This window comes from Maribacter aquimarinus, assembly GCF_047345505.1.
GTDB lineage: Bacteria > Bacteroidota > Bacteroidia > Flavobacteriales > Flavobacteriaceae > Maribacter.
The window spans coordinates 95,282-116,166 of the sequence record NZ_JBLFEO010000012.1 but is presented as its reverse complement, the minus strand read 5'-3'; the positions used below and the strand labels follow the sequence as shown (position 1 = coordinate 116,166).

At 51.4% G+C, this 20,885-nt stretch carries 23 protein-coding genes; 12 read left to right on the top strand and 11 right to left on the bottom strand.

Annotated elements, in window-relative coordinates; genetic code table 11:
* The first annotated feature begins 269 nt into the window (after window positions 1-269).
* The 4 genes from dapF to ACKWCC_RS10690 all read left to right on the top strand — a co-directional run bounded on the left by dapF (window position 270) and on the right by ACKWCC_RS10690 (window position 3,392).
* Window positions 270-1,049: a diaminopimelate epimerase gene (gene dapF, locus ACKWCC_RS10705; RefSeq protein ID WP_413995928.1), complete on the top strand. Its 780-nt coding sequence runs from the start codon at window positions 270-272 to the stop codon at window positions 1,047-1,049.
* On the top strand, window positions 1,043-1,579 hold the full coding sequence (locus ACKWCC_RS10700) for a GNAT family N-acetyltransferase (RefSeq protein WP_413995927.1): 537 nt from the start codon (window positions 1,043-1,045) through the stop codon (window positions 1,577-1,579). Before dapF ends, ACKWCC_RS10700 begins: the two co-directional genes overlap by 7 nt.
* On the top strand, window positions 1,569-2,612 hold the full coding sequence (gene mltG / locus ACKWCC_RS10695; protein ID WP_413995926.1) for an endolytic transglycosylase MltG: 1,044 nt from the start codon (window positions 1,569-1,571) through the stop codon (window positions 2,610-2,612). Before ACKWCC_RS10700 ends, mltG begins: the two co-directional genes overlap by 11 nt.
* 144 nt (window positions 2,613-2,756) lie before the next feature.
* Window positions 2,757-3,392 carry a hypothetical protein gene (locus ACKWCC_RS10690; RefSeq protein WP_413995925.1) on the top strand — a complete coding sequence of 212 codons (636 nt, stop codon included), beginning with the start codon at window positions 2,757-2,759 and terminating at the stop codon, window positions 3,390-3,392.
* Window positions 3,393-3,451: 59 nt separating this feature from the next.
* Here the strand turns inward: ACKWCC_RS10690 and ACKWCC_RS10685 are convergent, their stop codons facing one another.
* Genes ACKWCC_RS10685 through dnaA form a run of 3 tightly spaced genes read right to left on the bottom strand, consistent with a single transcriptional unit; the run spans window position 3,452 to window position 6,063 of the window.
* Window positions 3,452-4,168: an SAM-dependent methyltransferase gene (locus ACKWCC_RS10685; protein ID WP_413995924.1), complete on the bottom strand. Its 717-nt coding sequence runs from the start codon at window positions 4,166-4,168 to the stop codon at window positions 3,452-3,454.
* A gap of 5 nt (window positions 4,169-4,173) precedes the next feature.
* On the bottom strand, window positions 4,174-4,632 hold the full coding sequence (locus tag ACKWCC_RS10680) for a low molecular weight protein-tyrosine-phosphatase (RefSeq protein ID WP_413995923.1): 459 nt from the start codon (window positions 4,630-4,632) through the stop codon (window positions 4,174-4,176).
* Window positions 4,633-4,638: 6 nt separating this feature from the next.
* Window positions 4,639-6,063 (bottom strand): chromosomal replication initiator protein DnaA, encoded by a 1,425-nt coding sequence (gene dnaA, locus ACKWCC_RS10675; RefSeq protein WP_413995922.1) that lies wholly within the window; start codon window positions 6,061-6,063, stop codon window positions 4,639-4,641.
* Window positions 6,064-6,273: 210 nt separating this feature from the next.
* Between dnaA and ACKWCC_RS10670 the strand changes: the two genes are divergently transcribed.
* Complete coding sequence (locus ACKWCC_RS10670; protein ID WP_413995934.1) at window positions 6,274-6,669, top strand: acyl-CoA thioesterase; 396 nt, start codon at window positions 6,274-6,276, stop codon at window positions 6,667-6,669.
* 36 nt (window positions 6,670-6,705) lie between these two features.
* Here the strand turns inward: ACKWCC_RS10670 and ACKWCC_RS10665 are convergent, their stop codons facing one another.
* From ACKWCC_RS10665 to ribD, 4 genes are all read right to left on the bottom strand, one after another.
* The gene (locus ACKWCC_RS10665; protein WP_413995921.1) at window positions 6,706-7,320 is read right to left on the bottom strand and encodes an IMPACT family protein; all 615 of its coding nucleotides are present in this window, start codon (window positions 7,318-7,320) and stop codon (window positions 6,706-6,708) included.
* A 120-nt stretch (window positions 7,321-7,440) separates the two neighbouring features.
* Window positions 7,441-8,298, bottom strand: a complete 858-nt coding sequence (locus ACKWCC_RS10660) for an EamA family transporter (RefSeq protein ID WP_413995920.1) — start codon at window positions 8,296-8,298, stop codon at window positions 7,441-7,443.
* Window positions 8,298-8,900, bottom strand: a complete 603-nt coding sequence (locus tag ACKWCC_RS10655) for an HAD family hydrolase (RefSeq protein ID WP_413995919.1) — start codon at window positions 8,898-8,900, stop codon at window positions 8,298-8,300. Before ACKWCC_RS10655 ends, ACKWCC_RS10660 begins: the two co-directional genes overlap by 1 nt.
* A complete protein-coding gene (gene ribD / locus ACKWCC_RS10650; RefSeq protein WP_413995918.1) occupies window positions 8,878-10,011 on the bottom strand; it encodes a bifunctional diaminohydroxyphosphoribosylaminopyrimidine deaminase/5-amino-6-(5-phosphoribosylamino)uracil reductase RibD in 1,134 nt (377 codons plus the stop codon). The genes ACKWCC_RS10655 and ribD overlap by 23 nt, the downstream gene beginning before the upstream one ends.
* Before the next feature lie 63 nt (window positions 10,012-10,074).
* Here ribD and ACKWCC_RS10645 point away from each other — a divergent pair, with 63 nt between their 5' ends.
* The 5 genes from ACKWCC_RS10645 (at window position 10,075) to ACKWCC_RS10625 (ending at window position 14,442) form a co-directional block, all read left to right on the top strand.
* The gene (locus tag ACKWCC_RS10645; RefSeq protein ID WP_413995917.1) at window positions 10,075-10,560 is read left to right on the top strand and encodes a GNAT family N-acetyltransferase; all 486 of its coding nucleotides are present in this window, start codon (window positions 10,075-10,077) and stop codon (window positions 10,558-10,560) included.
* Window positions 10,561-10,562: 2 nt separating this feature from the next.
* Window positions 10,563-11,435 (top strand): peptide chain release factor N(5)-glutamine methyltransferase, encoded by an 873-nt coding sequence (prmC, locus tag ACKWCC_RS10640; RefSeq protein WP_413995916.1) that lies wholly within the window; start codon window positions 10,563-10,565, stop codon window positions 11,433-11,435.
* Window positions 11,436-11,486: 51 nt separating this feature from the next.
* On the top strand, window positions 11,487-12,068 hold the full coding sequence (locus ACKWCC_RS10635; RefSeq protein ID WP_413995915.1) for an LOG family protein: 582 nt from the start codon (window positions 11,487-11,489) through the stop codon (window positions 12,066-12,068).
* Window positions 12,068-14,068 (top strand): NAD-dependent DNA ligase LigA, encoded by a 2,001-nt coding sequence (gene ligA / locus ACKWCC_RS10630; RefSeq protein WP_413995914.1) that lies wholly within the window; start codon window positions 12,068-12,070, stop codon window positions 14,066-14,068. The genes ACKWCC_RS10635 and ligA overlap by 1 nt, the downstream gene beginning before the upstream one ends.
* A gap of 62 nt (window positions 14,069-14,130) precedes the next feature.
* Window positions 14,131-14,442 carry a hypothetical protein gene (locus ACKWCC_RS10625; protein WP_413995913.1) on the top strand — a complete coding sequence of 104 codons (312 nt, stop codon included), beginning with the start codon at window positions 14,131-14,133 and terminating at the stop codon, window positions 14,440-14,442.
* Between the two features lie 48 nt (window positions 14,443-14,490).
* On the opposite strand, the gene ACKWCC_RS10620 is transcribed toward ACKWCC_RS10625, so the two are convergent.
* Window positions 14,491-15,501 carry a helix-turn-helix transcriptional regulator gene (locus tag ACKWCC_RS10620; RefSeq protein ID WP_413995912.1) on the bottom strand — a complete coding sequence of 337 codons (1,011 nt, stop codon included), beginning with the start codon at window positions 15,499-15,501 and terminating at the stop codon, window positions 14,491-14,493.
* 92 nt (window positions 15,502-15,593) lie between these two features.
* Here ACKWCC_RS10620 and ACKWCC_RS10615 point away from each other — a divergent pair, with 92 nt between their 5' ends.
* Window positions 15,594-16,319, top strand: a complete 726-nt coding sequence (locus tag ACKWCC_RS10615) for a hypothetical protein (protein WP_413995911.1) — start codon at window positions 15,594-15,596, stop codon at window positions 16,317-16,319.
* 127 nt (window positions 16,320-16,446) lie between these two features.
* The gene (locus tag ACKWCC_RS10610) at window positions 16,447-17,850 is read left to right on the top strand and encodes an RtcB family protein (protein ID WP_413995910.1); all 1,404 of its coding nucleotides are present in this window, start codon (window positions 16,447-16,449) and stop codon (window positions 17,848-17,850) included.
* Between the two features lie 132 nt (window positions 17,851-17,982).
* Here the strand turns inward: ACKWCC_RS10610 and ACKWCC_RS10605 are convergent, their stop codons facing one another.
* The 3 genes from ACKWCC_RS10605 to ACKWCC_RS10595 all read right to left on the bottom strand — a co-directional run bounded on the left by ACKWCC_RS10605 (window position 17,983) and on the right by ACKWCC_RS10595 (window position 20,829).
* Entirely contained in the window at window positions 17,983-19,071 is a 1,089-nt protein-coding gene (locus tag ACKWCC_RS10605; protein WP_413995909.1) for a Gfo/Idh/MocA family oxidoreductase, read from the bottom strand.
* Between the two features lie 135 nt (window positions 19,072-19,206).
* Window positions 19,207-20,115: a bifunctional metallophosphatase/5'-nucleotidase gene (locus tag ACKWCC_RS10600; RefSeq protein ID WP_413995908.1), complete on the bottom strand. Its 909-nt coding sequence runs from the start codon at window positions 20,113-20,115 to the stop codon at window positions 19,207-19,209.
* The gene (locus tag ACKWCC_RS10595) at window positions 20,116-20,829 is read right to left on the bottom strand and encodes a 5'-nucleotidase C-terminal domain-containing protein (RefSeq protein WP_413995907.1); all 714 of its coding nucleotides are present in this window, start codon (window positions 20,827-20,829) and stop codon (window positions 20,116-20,118) included.
* Window positions 20,830-20,885 lie beyond the last annotated feature (56 nt).

The following is a 20,885-nucleotide window of genomic DNA, read 5'->3' as shown; positions in this document are numbered from 1 at the left end:
AGTTCAGGGAAATGGAAGGCAAAATTAGCATTTCCAAGTTTTGTGCCAAACCCTATTTTGGGGGCAGCCAGGTCTTGCGCGGGTGACAATTGGGTAAAACGGTTGCCATTTTGTCCTTGACATTGGGAAGCATATGTCCCCTTCTTTTACGGGATGTATGCAGTGCACTTCTAAAATTAAACGTTTTTTGTGCCGTGCGCTGTGGTTTAACTGCATTTTAACGGGAGACCAAACCTGAATAAAGTTCTATATTTGGGGTCTATTTCAAGGTGAACATGGAGTTTTACAAGTATCAGGGAACGGGAAACGATTTTGTTTTGATGGACAATCGGGACGGGACAATCCCCAAAAATGACAACGCCCGCATTGCCCAACTGTGCGATCGTAGGTTTGGGATAGGGGCAGATGGCCTCATTCTATTGGAACATGATACGGAGGTGGACTTCAGTATGGTCTATTTCAATTCAGATGGCAGGGAAAGTACCATGTGCGGCAACGGGGGCAGATGTATTGTTGCCTTTGCCCATTATTTGGGGCTCATTGCAGATGCCACAACGTTCAGGGCCGTAGATGGTCTGCACAACGCCCGGATGGACAAAGAGGGTAGGGTGCACCTGGGCATGAGCCCTGTGATGAACATAGAAAAAAAGGGGAACGCCCTTTTTATGGACACCGGCTCCCCGCACCATGTGCAGGCCGTTGAAGACCTCAGTGCCTTGGATGTTGCCAAGGAAGGGGCCAAGATACGCTACGGCAACTATGGAAAGAAGGGCAGCAACATTAATTTTGTGCAGTCCCTTGGAGAAAATGTGTATCGGGTGCGCACTTATGAAAGGGGGGTAGAAGATGAAACACTTTCCTGTGGCACGGGCGTTACCGCGGTGGCCCTTGCCCTGTCTCATTGGGGCAAAACAACCTCCAATGCCGTGGATATCAAGGTTGAGGGCGGCTCCCTCCGGGTAACGTTTGAAAAAGTGGATGCGGGCTATGGCAACATTACTTTGATCGGACCGGCACAACAGGTGTTCAAAGGACAGATACTATGGTAAAACTACAGGGCGACGCTGTTTTTTTAAGGGCTTTGGAGCAGGAAGACCTGGATTTTCTGTACCAATTGGAGAACAATGCCGCTGTATGGGAAATAAGCGGCACCCTTACGCCCTATTCCAAAAACGTGCTGCAGCTTTATCTGGACAACGCCTACCGGGACATCTTTGATGTAAAACAATTACGATTGGTGATCTGCGATAAAACCGATGCGAGGTCCATAGGTCTGGTAGATCTTTTTGATTTTGACCCACAGCACCGCAGGGCCGGCCTTGGAATCGTTATCTTGGAGGAAGCAGATCGTGGCCTTGGCCACGGTAAGGAGGCCATAGGCCTGTTGTGCACCTATGCCTTTGGACATCTGGGCCTTAGACAGGTTTACGCCAATATTTTGGCAAAGAACAAAGGAAGCATCAAACTATTTCGCAAACTGGGCTTTGAAGAAGTGGGCGTAAAGAAGGATTGGATACGCCAAGGAAATGGTTTTTATGATGAGGTCATGTTTCAAAAAATAAATAGGGATGTATATTAAGAGGATAGTTCTGGCCGTGGTGCTTTTGGGTCTCGTGGCCTGTGGTGTTTTTGCCTACAAGGTGTACAGCGCCTTTTTTTTGCCCAACACCCAATTTAACAATGAAGAGGCGTTTGTGTATGTTTCCTCAAGGGCCAACCTGGACGAAGTGGTCCAGCAGTTGGAGCCCCTTCTCAAGGATGTGGAAACCTTTAGGGCCACGGCGGCGCGCAAGGGGTATGCAGGCAACATAAAAGGGGGCAAGTACCGCATCCTAAAAGGGATGAGCAACAATGACGTGGTAAACACGCTGCGCAGTGCCAACCTGCCCGTTAAGGTGTCCTTTAACAACCAGGAGACCATACACGACCTGGCGCAGCGAGTGGCGCAGCAGTTGGAGGCAGACAGCACAAGTTTGGTCAATGCCTTCTCCGATCCGGAATTTCTTGCCGGGAAAGGGCTGGACCTGGAGAATGCCCTAACGCTCTACCTTCCCAACAGTTACGAGTTTTTCTGGAATACCGGTGCGGTAGATTTTAGGGAAAGAATGGTAAAGGAGTACGATAGGTTTTGGAATGCCGATCGCCTCGCCAAGGCCAAAGCCCTGAAGTTGGCCCCGGAAGAGGTCATTGCCCTGGCATCCATAGTCCACAAGGAAACGGCCAAGGTAGATGAACGCCCCAAAGTGGCGGGCCTTTATCTCAATAGGATAAGAAGGGGCATGTTGTTGCAGGCAGACCCCACCGTTATCTATGCCATCAAAAAAGAGACGGGTAATTTTGACACCGTCATCAAACGGGTGCTGTACAGGGACTTGGAACTGGACTCCCCTTACAATACCTATAAGTACCCCGGAGTGCCGCCCGGCCCCATTACCATGCCGGACATCAGTGCCATAGACGCGGTGCTCAATGCGGAAAAGCACAATTATTTGTATATGGTGGCCAATGTTCAGGACTTTGGGTATCACATGTTTGCCGAAAACCTCGCGCAGCACAACCGGAACAAAGCGCAGTACATCCGATGGATAAATGCCCAAGACATAAAGCGTTAGGTAAATTGTCCAAGTTTTTGCACCTGTTAACAAAAAAGGGACATATTTAACAATAACTTCTTACTTCAAGGATTTTTGCCCCATAACTTTGCGGTGTGAAATTTAAGCAGGCCCTTTTGCCGTAAGTCTTAAGAAAAGTAGCATATGAAAAGATGGTGGATTGTTTTAACGTCAATTGTCATTTTTTTGGTCCTGACAGGATTTGGCCTCAATACCTTTAAAAAAGAGGTGAGGGTACCTGAGGCACTTTTGGTAAAAGCGCCAGCAAAAGTTCACTTTCCCGTAACATTGGATTCCCTTGTAACCTTGGAAACCGCACCGCCCTTTTTGGATTCGGGCTTTATAGGCTTCAGGGAGGCCCTTGCCTTTAAGGAGTCGCAGGGCAATTATTTTGTGGTGAACGAATTCGGATACCTGGGCAAATACCAATTTGGTATTGAAACCTTGCAACTGATGGGGGTGCACATGGAAAAAACCTTTCTGAACAATCCAAAGCTCCAGGAACACATTTTTAAATTGAATGTGGCCCGAAACAAATGGATTTTAAGAAAGGACATTGCCCGTTATGTGGGAAAGAACATGGGGGGCATAGAAATCACCGAATCCGGGATCATAGCGGCGGCCCACCTGGCTGGTGCGGGCAACGTGAAGCACTATCTCCGTTCTTTTGGGGAGATCGATGTTTCCGATGGCTTTGGGAGTTCCATTTCCAAGTACATCAAAAAGTTCAAAGGCTATGACATTTCGGCCATTCCCCCCTTGAAGAATCCGCGTATTTAACCATCCTTGGAACCAGTGCAGTGTTGGATAAAGTGAAGGGGGCACAAGACAAGACCCTGCTAGGCCAACAACATAAAGATGGTGGGTCTTTTGTGCAGGTCCACCTTTTCCTGTTTCCATTGGGAAACCGTCTTGGTGGCAATGAATTCGCTGCTCAGCGAAATATCCGAGGCAATGCAGATCCTGGTGTGCGGCCCAAGATGGCGGAGCATGCTCTCCAAAAATTTATTGTTCCTGTACGGGGTTTCAATGAACACTTGGGTCTGTTGCTCTTCTTTAGACCGCTTCTCCAACAGCTTCAACTTTTGCTTGCGTTCTTGTGCGTCTATGGGCAGATAGCCGTTAAAGGCGAAGTTTTGCCCGTTGAGGCCGCTGGCCATCACCCCCATTAGAATGGAAGAGGGCCCCACCAAGGGTATGGCACGTATCCCTTTCTCGTGGGCCATGGCCACGACACTGGCTCCGGGATCGGCAATGCCGGGGCAGCCAGCCTCAGATAGGATTCCCACATCAACCCCCTGCATACAAGGCTGTAAAAAAGAAGGAAGTTCGGCCGCTTCGGTAAACTTGTTCAGTAAGAACAAGGTGAGATTGGGCTGTGATTTGCGGGGGTGTATCTTCTTTATGAAATGCCTGGCCGTTTTTTCATTTTCCACAATATAGTGGTCAATTTTTTCTATGGACTGTTTTACGGACATGGGAAGCACCTCCAAGGGCTCATTGTCGCCCAGGGTGGTGGGGATGAGGTACAAATGTCCTTTGGGTGGTTTTTCCATGGGTGCTATTTTGCGTTAAGGTGGGCGGCGACCTTTTCACAGGCATCGGTGATCAGGGAAAAAATGTTCTCGAATCCTTTTTCGCCCCCGTAGTAGGGGTCCGGCACCTCGTTGTTGCCGGTGTTCAGGACATCCAACAACAGCCTTATTTTACTGCGCTGGTCATGGGTGGAGCACAACCTGATGACATTTTCATAATTGCTCCGGTCCATGACGTAAATATGGTCAAAACGATCTAAATCCCCGGCCTGGATCTGACGGCAGCGTTGGTGGCTTATATCAATGCCGTGGTCCTTTGCCACCGCTATGGATCTGGGGTCGGGGGGCTTGCCAAGATGGTAATTGCCGGTGCCTGCGGAATCTACCAAGACCTTTTCTGGATCTACCATCCCGGCAAGGATGCCCTGGGCCAAGGGCGACCTACAAATATTGCCCAAGCACACCATCAAGACTTTGGTCTTCATGTTCGGTTATGAAAGTTTTTTGGTAAGGTCCTCTATGTATTTGCGAAACTGTTTGTCCGTTTCAGCGAGGTTGTCCACGGTTTTGCAGGCATGCAGTACGGTGGCGTGGTCCCTTTTCCCAATTTGGGACCCTATACTGGCCAAGGAGGCCTTGGTGAATTTCTTGGCAAAGAACATGGCCAGTTGCCTTGCCTGCACAATATGGCGCTTTCTGGTCTTGGATTGCAGGGTGGCCACGTCCATTTCAAAATAATCCGAGACCACTTTTTGTATATAATCAATGGAGACTTCCCGTTTTGTGTTCTTCACAAACTTGTCCACGGTCTGCTGGGCCAGCTCCAGGGTCACCTCTTGTTTGTTCAAGGTGCTCTGGGCAATGAGCGAAATAATGGCGCCCTCCAGCTCGCGGATATTGGTTTTTATGTTCTTGGCAACGTGTTCCACGATCTCATCGGGCATTTCCACCCCATCCCTGTACAATCTGTTCTTTAGGATGCTGAACCGGGTCTCGTAGTCCGGGCTCTGTAGTTCCGCAGAAAGGCCCCATTTAAAACGGGACAACAGCCTTTGCTCAATATCCTGCATGTCCACGGGTGCCTTGTCCGAGGTGAGGATCACCTGTTTTCCGTTTTGGTGCAAGTGGTTAAAAATATGGAAAAACACATCCTGGGTGCCGGTCTTGCTGGAAAAGAACTGTACATCATCTATGATCAGCACGTCTATGAGCTGATAAAAGTGGATGAAATCATTTCTGGTGTTTTTCTTTACCGATTCTATGTATTGCTGGGTAAACTTTTCGGCAGAAATGTAGAGCACCGTACGTTCTGGGTACTTGTCCTTTATTTCAACGCCAATGGCGTGGGCCAAATGGGTCTTGCCCAAACCAACCCCTCCAAAGATCAAGAGCGGGTTAAAGGAGGTGCCACCGGGCTTGTTGGCCACGGCCAGCCCGGCCGATCGGGCCAAGCGGTTGCTGTCTCCCTCCAAAAAATTCTCAAAATTATAGCCCGCATTGAGCTGGGACTCTATTTTTATGTTCCTTATGCCGGGAATGACAAAGGGATTGCGGAGTTCCGGGTTCTTTGACTTTATGGGCACGTCCATTTCCTGAGGGGCCATGGTGCCTTTGCTGGTGCTGGGAATCTTCTCTACGGAACCTTCCTTGTTGCCATAGGTGTTTTCCAGTTTAATGTTGTAGAGCAATTTTGCACTCTCCCCCAGCTCCTTGGTCAGGGCCACTTTCAGCAGTTTTACATAGTGTTCTTCCAGCCACTCGTAAAAAAACTTACTGGGTACCTCTATGCTGAGCACATTGTCCGATAGCTTAACCGGTTTTATGGGTTCAAACCAAGTCTTGAATGCCTGCGGTTGAATATTATCCTGGATAAATTTCAAACAATTGTTCCATACGGAAGTCGCTGTGGCATTCATATTAGTTAAACTTCTACTATTTGGTTAGCATTTTATTGAAGAACCAAGCCATCTCCAGGACGGTGATCGGGGTTCCTTTGGGGGAAGGCAAATATGTGAACAAAAAACCTAAAAAAAAAATCGAATCATATTGAATTTGACCTTTTTTTTCCCCATGTTCCCCACCGGATCGGAAGGGCCTCTAAAGATATACTTTTTTATATGAAAACAATGCTGTCAAGAAAAATAACTTTTAGGGTAAGGTACGCGGAAACGGATCAAATGGGCGTGGTGTACCACGGGAACTACGCGCAGTACCTGGAAATGGGAAGGATTGCCTGGCTGCGTTCTTTTGGCCTGTCTTACAGGGAGATGGAAGAGAACGGCATTATGTTGCCCGTGATACAGCTACAGCTCAATTTTAAGAAGTCGGCGCTTTTTGATGACGAGCTCACCCTGGAAACTTCTTTAAAGGAGCTGCCAACCGTACGTATCGCTTTTGGGTATTCCCTTACCAATCAGCACCAAGAAATTGTGGCCACGGGCAGCACGGATCTGGTGTTTATGGACGTTAACAGGAAAAGGCCCATGCGCTGCCCGGAATACATCTTAAAAAAACTGCGGTGAGGCACAGATTTCCATCATTTTTGCTTGCCGGCAGGCTCAAGGGGTCCCTTGCACGATCGTAATCTTCCGGTGCGCTTCCAAGGTCTTCTTCACTTCGTTGAGCTTCCCTTTCCTTACGGCAAGTGTCATTTGGCACTCTAAACCCATCTGTTGGGCCGTAATGCGGAGTTTTTTGGTGCGCACCAAGCGCATCACTTTGTTCATCTCGGCGTAGCCAAAGGAAAGAACAAGGGGCACCTCAATGGTTTTGGTAACGATGTTTGCGCGCTGTAAGGTTTCTTTTGCCGTTTCCCTGTAGGCCGTGATCAAACCGCCCACGCCCAGCTTGGTGCCGCCAAACACCCGTACCACCACAAGGAGCAGATTGGTAAGGTCAAAGGACTGTATCTGGCCGTAGATGGGCATCCCGGCAGAATTGTTGGGTTCGCCGTCATCATTGGCCCTATGGGACCTGTCTTCCGTGCCCAGTTGCCAGGCATAACAGAAATGGTTGGCCGTGGGGTAGGTCTTCTGCAAGGTTTCCAAAAGGGGCTTTACCTCATCTTCTGATGCAATGGGATAGGCATGGCCAAAAAACTTGCTCTTGCGTTCTTTTAGCAATACGCCGTTCACGGGGGCGGCAATGGTGCTATAGCTGTCCTTGGCTTCCATTGGGTTCAGTGCTTTGTTCTTATGTCCCGGATGGTTCTCCGTGATCTTGAACGATCGAAACCATCATAATTGCTTGTTCGGTAATCTTCCGTGGCCATATCAATTTAACTTTCGGAACCCTTAGACCACCAGAATGATGCTTACCACGGCCAAGGCAATGCCCATCCAATTCTTTTTGCTCAGGGGCTCTTGGAACAGTAAAATGCCCAAAAGGGTGGACAGCAGTACAATGCCCACATTGTTCACCGTAAAAATCGAGGCACTGGGCAAGCTGCCGTGATCAAGGGCGAGCAATAGAAAATAAATGGAAAAGAAATTGGGGATGCCCAGGGCAATGCCGCCGATCACATTTCTGGGGTTGGCCCTTATGGGGGTTTTGCCGGCCTTGACCAGGATGAACAATAGGCCCGTGGTACCCGCAAAAAAGAAAAGCAGGGCAGAGAAAAGGGCAAATTCCGCTTCCGGCACGTGTTCTTCCTGAAAATACTTTATGGCCGCATCAATGATCCCGGAGCCCAAGAACACCAAAAAGGGATAGCGCAGCATGGATAGGGAGAACCTTTCCGCAGTTTGCTTCATACTGCTCAGGTACACGGCCACCACCGCAATGCAAATACCCAGGACCTTTACGGTATTGAGGGACTCATCATAAAGCCGCACCCCGAGCAGAACGGGTACCACAAAGGACATCTTGGTGGCCACAGAGGCCACGGACACGCCCAATTTCTGTGCCGTGGCCGCCATAATGTTAAAAACAAGTATAAAGAGGACGCCCAAGGCCAAGGCGCCCCAGAACCAGCTTTTTTCGGGGAGCGCTGCCACATCCACTTGTTCGCCATAAAAGAGCAGGCCCACCGTACAGGCCACCACATAATTGGTAATGATGGCGTAGAGCGTTTGCACCTTAAAGCGCACATACAGCTTAAAGACCACAAAGATGAAGCTTGAAAAGAGGATGCTAAGGACCAGGTAGTGCATTAAAGCTTTGCTTTAAGGTCGGTGATGTCTTCCTCGCCTACTTTGAGGTGCCAGGTGGTTATGCCCAAACCTTCGGCGGCATCGGTGTTTTCCTTGGTGTCGTCCACAAAGAAACTCTCTTGGGGCTTCAAGTCGTTTTCGTTGAGCACAAACTGATAGATGTCCAAATTGGGTTTTCTAAGGTGTATTTCGTGGGAAAGGTAGAACTGTTCAAAACAGGCCTGAAACCTTTGGAAGCGATCAAGACCCATCGTCTTTTTCACATAATCGATATGGAGATCATTGGTATTGCTCAGTAAAAAGAGACGGTACTGTTTGTCGGCTGCCAATTGTTCAATAAAGTGCAACCTGGACTCGGGAAAGTCCAGTAAAATGGAGTTCCAAGCTTGGGTTATTTCTTCCGCCGTTGCCTTGGGAACAAGGCGTTGCAGTTCTTTTATAAAATCTGGGGAACTTATTTTGCCCACTTCGTAGGTCTTGGCCAGCGTGTCCATTTCAGGGGTCAGGGCAGGATGGCCGTATTTGGCCAGGTCACGGTACACGGCCTGCTTGTCCAGGTTTATAAAAATGTCGCCAAAGTCAAAAATGATGTTCTTGATCATGTCGCAGTATGGTTAAAAGGTCATGCCTTATTCTTTTCTGTGCCAAGCACTTCCCCTTTATTTTGGGGGCAGGTACACCATTGTCCATGTTTTTGGGTCCACGGAAGATGCGTGCCTCGTCCCAGAGATCGGCCTCAATAAAGGATTGTAGGGTTTTTGCCCCGCCTTCCACCATGACGCTCTGTATGTTAAGTTGGTGCAACTTCCGCAAAAGCTCGGCCATCGCGTCCGGTCCTTCCGGTAGTGGAACATGGGTAAGGCCGCTTTTGGCCATCCGTTCCCCCTTTTTGGCGCTAAACACCAGGGTGGGAGGGTGGCCGCTTAAAAGATGGTGGTCCCGGGGTATGGCCAGGTGCCTATCCACCACAATGCGCAGGGGCGATGTTCCGCTCCAGTCCCGCACATCCAGTTTTGGGTTGTCTTCCAGGGCCGTGCCCGTGCCCACCAAGATGGCCTGCTCTTCGCTGCGCCATTTGTGGGCAAGCTGCCTGGATAGGGAGTTTGTGATCCAATAGGGTTGGGGTTCGGTCTCACGATATTGTTTTAACGGGGCCATAAAGCCGTCTGCACTTTCTGCCCATTTCAAGACCACATAGGGGCGCTTTTTTAGGTGAAAGGTAACAAAACGCCTGTGGTGCTCCCGGCACGCCTGCTCCAGGACGCCCACGTTTACCTCGCAGCCGGCCTGTTTCAACCTTTCAATGCCCTGGCCCGCAACCTTGTGGTGGGGGTCCGGCATCCCCACCACCACCCTGGGAATGTGGTGCTTTACAATGAGATCGGCACACGGGGGCGTTTTTCCAAAATGGGAGCACGGTTCCAAGGTCACATAGAGCGTGCACTCTTTTAGCAAGGCTTTCTCCTTTACGGCGTTTATGGCATTGACCTCTGCGTGTGGGCCGCCAAAGGGGCTCGTGTGCCCCTCACCAACAATCTTGCCCTTGTGCACCAAAAGTGCGCCCACCATGGGGTTGGGCGCCGTTGTGCCCAAGCCATTCCTGCCCAGTTCAATGCAGCGCTGCATAAATTGGGCGTCCAGGCTCCCGTGCGCATCCAAACGCGGTATGGCCATGTCTTTTTTTTGGTGTTCGTTTTTCTCCGTCACGCTCATTTTGCGTATTTCACGTATCTTCGGGCAGTAAAAATAAGACTTTAAAAACGATTGTGATCTAGGATGGAAACCGCCCTCATCAGACCCATTTCCCCCAAGGACAACGTAGCTGTTGCCCAGCTCATTAGAACGGTATTGTTGGACTTTGGCGTCCCCAAGGTGGGCTCGGCCTACGCAGACGTGTCCCTGGACAGCTTGTACCAGCACTACCAATTGCCCAGGTCCGCTTTTTATGTGGTGGAGCTACAAGGCACGCTTGCCGGATGTGCCGGACTGGGTCCCTTGGAAGGGTATCCGGGCAATTGCTGTGAACTGCAAAAAATGTACTTTTCGGAATCTGCCAGGGGATTGGGCCTTGGTGCAAAAATGATAGACCGCTGCCTGGCCAAAGCAAGGAAATTTGGGTTTCAACAATGCTATCTGGAAACCATGCCCAATATGGAAAGCGCCCAAAAACTATATCTTAGGTTCGGCTTCGATTATATCGATGGGCCCTTGGGCAACACTGGCCACCACGCCTGCACCGTGCACATGCTCAAAACGCTATAGCGATGCTGCTCAGGGAGATAAAACGGATTTACCACCAAGAACTGGATGTCCATTATGGGGCGCCGGAGGTGTCCTCCTTCTTTCATTTGCTCACGCACCACTATTTGGGCCTGGAAAAATTTGTGCTGGCCGTACAACCGGAACTGGTGCTGGGCAAGGAAGAGGAGACGCCCTTGTTCCAAGCCCTTAGCCGTTTAAAACAGATGGAGCCGGTACAGTACATTATCGGTGAAACCGAATTCATGGACTTGAAGTTCAAGGTGAACCCCGCCGTGCTCATACCCCGACCGGAGACCGAGGAATTGGTGCGGTGGGTGTTGGACGATTTTTCCAGCGCAAAAACCAAAGATGCCGAGGCGGCCAAAATACTGGACGTGGGCACGGGAAGTGGCTGTATTGCCATTTCGCTGGCCGAGAACATGGCGGATGCCAAGGTTTATGGAATGGACATATCGGAAGATGCGCTCGCTGTGGCCCGGTCAAATGGGGAGTTGCACCAGGTGGATGTCCATTTTTTCAAGGCCGATGTCTTGGCCAGGGAACCTACCGTTCCGGCCGAAGTTGTTTACGATTGCATCGTGAGCAACCCGCCCTATGTGCGCCGAGGGGAAAAACACGAAATGCAGCCCAATGTGCTGCAATATGAGCCCCACGGGGCACTTTTTGTTCCGGATCAAAACCCATTGGTGTTTTACCGGGCCCTGGCCACCTTTGCCAAAAGGCATCTGTGCAAAAAAGGAAAGCTCTTTATGGAGGTAAATCAGTACTTGGCCAAGGAAACCCTGGCGTTGTTCGTGGCATTTGGCTTTGATCAGCTGGAGCTGAGGCAGGACATGTACGGCAACGAGCGCATGTTAAGGGCCGTTCGCCCTTGAACGTGCCTTTGGGCCTTGCCCGGAGGGAACATGAGAAACAAGGATAAAGATATGAAAGGAGTAGTGGTGTTTTGCGGCAGCAGTGAGGGTGGTGATCCGGCCTTTGCCAGGGAGGCCCATGGTTTGGGTGCCGCCCTTGCACAAGCGGGGATGGACCTCATTTACGGAGGCGCCAAGATCGGCATCATGGGCCAAGTGGCCCAAGGGGCACTGGCGCATCGGGGCAAGGTCATAGGGGTGATTCCCGAATTCTTGAAGCGGAAAGAGGTCTATCACGAAGGGCTTACGGAATTGGTGGTGACCCAAAGCATGCACGAGCGAAAGTTGAAAATGCACGATCTTAGCGATGGCATCATCATGCTGCCGGGAGGTTTCGGTACCTTGGAAGAGTTCTTTGAGATGCTCACTTGGGCACAGTTGGGCCTGCATCCCTATCCCATGGGCATCCTCAATACCAATGGTTTTTATGACGAGCTCTTGCAGATGCTGGCCAAAATGGTGCAGAAGGGGTTTGTGGAGCGCGCAAACTTCGAGGCCATATTGGTGGCGCGCAACATTCCTGAACTATTGCGAAAGATGAACGGGTTTACCCCTTTGCCCGTTCCAAAATGGATGACAAAAGACGAATTGTAATGGATATGGAAAAGAGAATCAAGGCGCTGCGTCAAGCGTTGCGGGAGCACAACTACAATTACTATGTGCTGGACAGCCCCACCATTTCTGATTTTGAGTTCGATATGAAGCTCAAGGAACTTCAGGAACTGGAGGCCCAACACCCTGAATTTTACGATGCCAACAGCCCCACCATCCGCGTGGGCGGTGGGGTCACCAAAAATTTTGAGACCGTGGTGCACGAGCATCGCATGTATTCCTTGGACAACAGTTACAGCAAGGACGACCTGGAAGATTGGGAAAAGCGCATACAGCGCAATCTGGGCCCTGTGCCCGTGGCCTATACCTGCGAGCTCAAGTATGACGGGGCCAGCATCAGCATCACCTATGAGAAGGGAAAGTTGCTGCGCGCCGTTACCCGGGGAGATGGGGTACAGGGCGATGACGTGACCACCAACGTGAAAACCATAAAATCCGTGCCCTTGCAGCTCAAGGGCAATTTTCCCGATCGGTTCGATATCCGGGGAGAGATCGTACTGCCCTTTGATGGGTTTGTAAAAATGAACCAAGAGCGGGCGGCCAATGGCGAAGAGCCCTATATGAACCCCAGGAACACGGCTTCCGGCAGCCTAAAGCTCCAAGACAGCGCCATTGTGGCCAAAAGGCCGTTGGAATGTCTCTTGTACAGCATTGTGGGAAAGGACACGGGCATAGGCACCCAGTACGAAATGTTGGAAAAGGCACGGGAGTGGGGCTTTAAGGTGCCCACGGTGGCCAAGTTGTGCCACAGCACCGAAGAGGTGATGGCCTTTGTGGAACATTGGGACACCGCCCGGCATGAACTGCCCTATGAAACCGATGGGGTGGTGGTTAAAGTGAACAACCTGCAGCAACAAGAAGAGCTCGGCTTTACCTCCAAGGCCCCGCGTTGGGCCATGGCCTATAAGTTCAAGGCAGAACAAGTGAGCACCATCCTGCAAAAGATAAGTTACCAAGTGGGGCGCACCGGGGCCATTACCCCGGTGGCCAACCTGGCCCCGGTGCTCCTCGCCGGAACCACCGTAAAACGGGCTTCGCTGCACAATGCGGACCAGATCGCAAAACTGGACATCCGCGAGGGAGATACCGTGTTTGTGGAAAAGGGCGGGGAAATCATCCCAAAGATCGTTGGGGTGGACATGGCCAAGCGCCCGCCGCACTCACGGCCCACGGTGTACATAGACCATTGTCCGGAATGTGGCGCTCCCTTGGAGCGCACGGAGGGCGATGCCAAGCATTATTGTCCCAATGAATACGGTTGTCCGCCACAGATCACGGGGAGAATCCAACATTTTATCTCCCGTAGGGCCATGGACATAGAGGGACTGGGCGGGGAAACGGTGGTGCTGCTCTTTAAGGAAGGCCTGATCCAGGATTATGCCGATCTTTATGACCTTACCAAAGAACAGGTGCTCCCCCTGGAGCGCATGGCAGACAAATCTGCCGAAAATTTGATCAACGGCATTGCGGCCTCCGTGGCAGTGCCCTTTGAGCGCGTGCTCTTTGCCCTGGGCATTCGCTTTGTGGGGGAGACCGTGGCCAAAAAATTGGCCAAGGCCTACAAGAACATCGATGCGCTGGCCAATGCCACAGTGGAAGAATTGGAGGCCGTGGACGAAATTGGGGAGCGCATTGCCCATAGTGTCATCGCCTTTTTTGGCAATGAAAAAAACCGTTTGGCCATACGGCGCTTAAAGGAAAAGGGCCTGCAGTTCTCCCTCTCTGAAGATGATCTGGCCCAGCAGACAGACTTGCTAAAGGGACAGACCGTGGTGGTGTCCGGTGTTTTTGAGACCTTGGGCCGGGACGAACTCAAAAAGTGCATAGAGGACAATGGGGGCAAGGTGGGATCTTCCATCTCGGCCAAGACCACCTACCTTGTGGCCGGAGACAAAATGGGCCCCAGCAAGCGCACCAAAGCCGAAAAACTGGGGGTGCCCATCATTTCGGAACATGATTTTTTAAAGTTGGTGGGCAGGTAGGGACCAGGGACCGGTACCTTAAGTGACCATGACCAAAGGCATCCGTAAAAAAGTGAAACGCCATGGAGAAAAAATCCGCACTCCCCAAAGATTTAGACGCGTTCAAAGACGCCTTGGAAAGGCCCGGGCCACCTTTGGATTGGCCGCTGGCCTTGAAGGTGATGTGGCACGATGTCAAGGGCGACTGGGAAAGTGCCCATAACATTGCCCAGGATATGTACACTGCTTTGGGCAGTCTCCTGCATGCCTATCTGCACCGTCAGGAAGGGGACGAGTTCAATGCTGGGTATTGGTATCGGCGGGCGGGAAGGGATTTTCCCAAAATGAGCCTGGAAGAGGAACGGTGGGAATTGGTGAACAGCCTACTGACGTAAGGTGGTCTTTTTGCCCATAGGTCGGTTCCCTGCCGTTCCGGCCCCCGGTCAGCCATTATAGCGCCGCGCCATACGTAGGGTCTTTATGGCCATCCGCTTGCGCAGTCGTTCTGGTTCAAGAACCTCCATGGCCTCCCCAAAACCTAGAATAATGCGTTCCAGTTCAAAGTTGAGCCGCACCGAGATGGTAACTTCCACACTGCCATCGGTATGGGTCCGTAGGGTGCGCTGGGAATGGTGCAAGGGCTTGGTAAGGACGTAGGGCGCGTTATGGGCATCTACCCAAAGCCTCACCAAAGAGGGCCGTTCGCGGTTCACGGTAACGCCGATCACATCCTGGTAAAAGAGGTCTGGATCAAAGTCATACCTATTATAGGGAATCTTAAAGTCATAATCCAGGGACAGCATACGATCCAGGGCAAGATTCAGCAAGGCATTGCTCTTGTGGTTGCGCCCCACCAAGAACCAGCGATTGTTGTACTCCTTGAGCAGATAGGGATGGAAGATCACGGTGTTGGCCTTCGTGGCCTTAAAGGATTGGTAGGTGATGTGCACCACCACTTCTTTTTGGATGGCACCATAAAGTTCATCCAGCCAATGGAGGCCCCTTAGGTTTTCGTTCCGATCTAAATGGATGATGGACGGGCGATGGGTTTTCTCCGTATATACCCGATCTTCCAACCGCTGAATGATGCCGCCCAATTCCGAAAAGAGCGAAAAATCCTTGAACTGCTTCAGCATATCCACGGTCTCCGAAAGGACGCTGATGTCATTTTCCGTGATCGGAATGTCGGTGATGGTATAGCCTTCCTGGGCATACCGATAGTACTTTTTGTCGTACACCACGATCGGGGCGTTGTACCCCAGTTTATCGCTGCGCATGAGCTGTATGTCCAGCTGTACGGTACGCTTGCTCACCTGTACGGCCCGGCCCTCATATTCTTGGAGCACTTCGGAGCATGCGGTGATCAAATCGTCCAAACTCCATTTTCGGTAGTGGTTCTGCAAACACTTGTCTATGGTCTTGTAGCGGATCAGGGCATTCTTGTTCTGGGCCATCTTTATTTTGGTCGTACCCAAAGATAAAACTTTCCTGCGCAAAATAATTGCGTAGTGGTTTGAGATCTTTACATCGAACCAAAAAAACAATGATGAAGGGGCTTATAGAGGAAAGCAAGACCTTGTTTGGGGAATACGGACGGCTTTACAGCCTGGACATCTGTTCCCCTTGTTGTGTGAGCCGTGAAGATGAGCAGCTGTTGTTGGGGCACGATCGGTATCAGGTTCCGCTCCCCGCCATCTACGCGTACAACGATACGGCAAAATCGGGCTATACCCTGGAGACCATGGGCGAGCTTAAATATTTTGCCCCGCGCATCTTGGAATTGGTGGCTCAAAATGCCGAGGTGCACCATTCCCGGGAGCTTTACCTGCAACGTTTTCATCTGGCTCCGCGAGAGGGCTGGTCTCCTTCGGAACTGGATTTTTTTGAGCGCTACGCCCTGGCCCTGTTCGCCGAACAGTTGGGCAGTGCCAAGTCTCCGATCCGTACCCTGGTCATGCTGCATGATCTTCCGGTTGATGTAAGCGCGCTATTTCCACCAATGTTTAAACAGCATCCCAAACAATTGGTTTTGTTCTTCGCGGATCTTTACCTGTACAAAGTCAATTGGCGCAAGCACAAGCTTATCAATGCCTTTGCCCGAAAGGAGCTGAGCAATGTGGTCATTGAATTTCTATTAAAAGAGGATACGCTGCGGCGCGTCTCGGAGACCCTGGAACATTTGGTCTGGGTACAAGCCATTGAACTAAGTGCCCGGGAGGAAGAGCAATTTGAAATATTGTACACTGTTTTGGGGGGATTAAGGAATAATTGAACTGCGCAAAATAATTGCGTAGTTGGGGTGCACCTTTGTACCGGAATCATCAAGAAGTCGTTCAAAGACTTCAAAGTAGTGCCCCGCCGAACGAGGAGTCGGCGGGGTTAACCCAAGAAATAAAGAGATGGAAAACAAAGCAAAAATAACGGGCAAGGAATTGGTGGCATTGGGATTTACATCTGGAAAATGGTTTCCGGAGGCGTTGAACCATATCAATGCACAGCAGTTGCGGGGCGAGGCCATGCTCCGCTATTTGGAGCAATTTAGGCCCGGGCCCGTTGTGGACCTATATGCCTCTGCCGCACCTTTTTCCGTGAACATAAAGGCAGACAACCCATTGGAAGAGGGCAACATCCGTTCCGTTTTGGAGTCAATGGAAACGTTGATGCGCACCCCCACCTTGATCAATGGCGCCGTCATGCCAGATGCCTGCCCTGCCGGGCCCAAGGGCACCATTCCCGTGGGCGGGGTGGTAGCGGCCAAGAACGCCATTCATCCCGGCATGCACAGTGCGGACATCTGTTGCTCCGTAATGCTGACGGATTTTGGTGCGGCCAGCCCCAAGGAGGTGTTGAATGCGGCACATGCCATAACCCATTTTGGTCCCGGTGGCCGCGATCAAAACACCCAGTTCCGTTTCCCATCAGAGCTAATGGAGGCTTTTCAGGGCAATTTTTTCCTCAATGATGGCAACATGCTGCAAATTGCCCGTTCCCATCTGGGAACCCAAGGGGACGGCAACCATTTCCTGTTCGTGGGGGTCTCCAAACGCACCGGGAACACCATGCTGATCACCCATCATGGATCGCGTGGGCCCGGAGCAAGGCTATATGCCAAGGGAATGAAAGTTGCCGAGCGCATTCGCCAAGAAATCTCCCCAGAAACCCTAAAACAAAATGCGTGGATTCCTTTTGACAGTGAGGAAGGCCAGGCCTATTGGGGTGCCCTGCAGATCATTCGTGCCTGGACCAAAAAGAACCACGAGGTGTTGCATGACGCCACTTTGAACGCTTTGGGGGTAAGGTTGGAAAACCGTTTTTGGAACGAACATAACTTTGTGTTTCAGGACAATGATGTGTTCTACCACGCCAAGGGGGCCACGCCCCTGGACAAGAAGTTCATGCCCGATATCACCGGCCCACGTTTAATTCCCCTGAACATGGCAGAGCCGGTGCTCATTGTGTCTGGAGAAACAACACATTCCAACCTGGGCTTTGCGCCCCACGGTGCGGGCAGGAACATGAGCCGAACGCAACACAGGAAAAGCAAGGCGGAATTTACGGATGAAGAAGTGTTCCGGGAAGAAACCAAAGGCTTGGACGTACGCTTTTTCTCCAACGAGATCGACGTTTCAGAGCTCCCCAGTGCTTATAAGAATGCGGCCGCCGTCCGTGATCAAATGGATCATTTTGGCCTGGGGGTGGTGGAGGACGAGGTCATGCCCTACGGCTCCATTATGGCTGGAGATTGGCAGGTGAACGCCCCCTGGCGGGCACGGCAACGTGCCAAACAAAGGCAACGAAAGTGATGGATGCCAAGAGTGCCCCTAGTTGCGGGGCACTCTTTTTTTGTATCCAGACCCAGTGGCGGTCCCCTGGTTCTTTTGCATCACAAAAGAATGATTTTTTTTTGACGGATGGGGCTGCTCTTTTTTGATGGTCTATAAGGTGACCCATTTATTTTCTGCGGACGATTTCAAAACGGCCTCCACCACCCGGATGTCCCGTAACCCCTCTTCGCCGGGCACCAGCATGGGTTCGCCCATTTTCAGGGCTTTGGCATCATTGTCCATCTGCAGGGCCTGTTGGTTGTTCACCGGAAAGTTGATCAGCGTCCCGTCCGAAAGGCTTCCCTTGTTCCCGGCGTAGGCGGAGTGGGGCTCCATTTGTAGCGATCCCTTCCCGTAGTTCACTTTTAGGTGGTTCATCCGTATGCCAAAACTGGTCTGGCAGGCGGCGCGTGCACCGCTGGGAAAGGTGAGCTGGAACATGGCGGTTTCCTCCACCTCATGGTAGATTTCGGGCCTTGTGGTGTAGGTCTGGGCCATTACGGAAATGGGTTCTTCCCCGGTGGCCAGCCGCGCACCTTGAATGGCATATACCCCCATATCGCCCATTGCTCCACCGCCCATGGCCTTCTGTTGCTTCCAGTGGTCGCTTCGGCCATCAAAATAACCGGCGGCCGAGGTGAGCATTTTCACGGCCCCAAAGGGCTTCTCGCGTCCCACTTTCATATAGGCCTGTATGTTGGGGTCGTGTTGGCAACGATATCCTATGGAAAGTTTCACTTTGTTGTCCGCACACGCCTTTATCATCGCTTGGCAGTCTGCCACCGTTGGGGCCATCGGCTTTTCGCACCAAACGTGCTTTCCCGCATTGGCCGCCCTTATGCTGTATTCGGCGTGCATGGAAGGGGGCAGTACCACGTAAACCACATCTATGTCCGGATTGTTGGCCACGGAATCGAAAGTGGCATAGCTGTACACGTTCTTGTCCGGAACACCATACTTTTCCTGCCATACCGGTATTTTCTCCGGACTCCCGGTGACAATGCCCCGGAGCTCGCAATGCTCGGTGAGTTGTAGGGCAGGTGCCAGGATATCGGTGCTGTAGTAGCCCAGGCCTACCAGGGCCACTCCCAATTTTTCCTTCTTCCATGTCTTTTTTGGCCAAACGATATGGGGCATCAAAACGGTGGCTGCACCGGCCGCCCCCGTGGTTTTAAGAAATTGTCTTCGCGCTTTTGTCATGGGTAGCTTGGTTTAGCGGAAAAATACAACATTGGGCAGGAATGGGCAAGCCCGGCATCTTTTTACGGTCATACACAACATCTCAGGGAAAATGGGCAGTGTGAAGATACCGTAAGCTCCTGGCCAAGAAACCCCTTAAACCCTTAGGGCCACCGCATCTGCGCTGATGCCTTGGGCATCAAAATAAAAATCAATGCGGCCCAAGTGCACCCCATAACAGCCCACCTGGTTCACCAGGACTTCCTTTCCCTTGGCATTGATCACTTTTGCGGGGGCGTCCAAGAAGGTATGGGTGTGCCCGCCAATGATCAAATGGGTGTGCTTGGTCTTTGCGGCCAAGGTCAGGTCGTCTGGCCGGTTTTCATTTTTATACCGGTGGCCCAAGTGCGAGAGGCAAATGATCAGGTCGCAGCCTTCTTCCGTCAATAGGCGTTCTTCCATGTCCACGGCCACTTCGTACGGATCTAAATATTTGGTTTCCTTGTACAGGTTCTGCGTGACCAGACCGGCCAATTCAATTCCCAGGCCATAGACCCCAACTTTTAGCTGATCGCGCACATAGGTCTGGTAGGGCTTGGTATGCCCGTCCATCATGGTATGGCTAAAATCGTAGTTGGAGGAGACAAAATCGAAGCTGCTATGGGGCAGTTGTGCCAAGAGCCCATCCAAACCGTTGTCAAAATCATGGTTGCCCAAAGTGGCGGCATCGTACTTGAGCATGGACATCAGCCTAAATTCCAACTCGCCGCCGTAGAAATTAAAGTAAGGGGTGCCCTGAAAGATGTCGCCCGCATCGAACAAGAGGGTGTTCGGGTTTTCCCGGCGAATGCCGTTCACCAGACTTGCCCTGCGCGCCATACCGCCCAGTCCCGGGAAACGGCCGTGATCGGCCGGAAAGGCATCAATATGGCTGTGCACATCATTGGTGTGCAAGATGGTCAAGTGCTTTTTGCCCGGCGTTGCGCAAGAATGGAACAGACTGCTGCCAGCCGTTGCCAAGAGGGCCGTGGCCGATGTTTTTTTAAGGAAATCCCTTCTGTACATTTACTTTGGTTTATGGTAACGTTGGTCTATTTGCGGGCGCAGGGTATCTTTTTTGCCAAAATAATCGATCAAGGCATTGCGTATGGAATAGTTGAGGTCATAGAAGGCACTGCCTTCCCTGAAAAAGACCATATTGTCCCCGCCGGCCACCAAGTAATCCGATGTGGCCACGTGGTACAGGCCTTCCGGGTCCACGGGTTGGTGGTTTATGGTATAGGATTTTAGGGAACCGTTGGGTTTTAGCTCAATTTGTAGGCCCGATATGGGATGCGCACGCCGGCTGGTAACAATATGCTTCACCATCTTGTCCAGCGCCGATCCGGACAGGGCCACCACGCTGATGCTGTTTTCAAAGGGCATTACCTCATATGCCGTTCTTGCACTGACGTTTCCTTTGGAAATTACGGCCCGTATGCCGCCGTGGTTCATCAGCACGGCATCCAATGCTTTACCCGTTCTTTTCTCAAAAATGGGGGTTGCCATTTCGTACATGGCATCGGCCATAAGGTTGCCTGCGGTGGTGTTGTAGGGGCCATCTGTTTTCGTGATGTCGTAGGGGGCGTATGCCAGGGTGCTGTCCAACACGGCGTCAATGCGCTCGCGGTAAGGTTCCACAAAGGTTTCCACTTCCAAGGAGGCCGCATGGGCACTGTCTATCACAATGCTTTGGAAGGTGGTCCGTACGGCCTCCCGTGGCGTTTGCCTGCAGCCCAAGAAACATCCAATTGTTACAAATGTAACAATAAGTTGTATTTTTAAATCGGATAAGT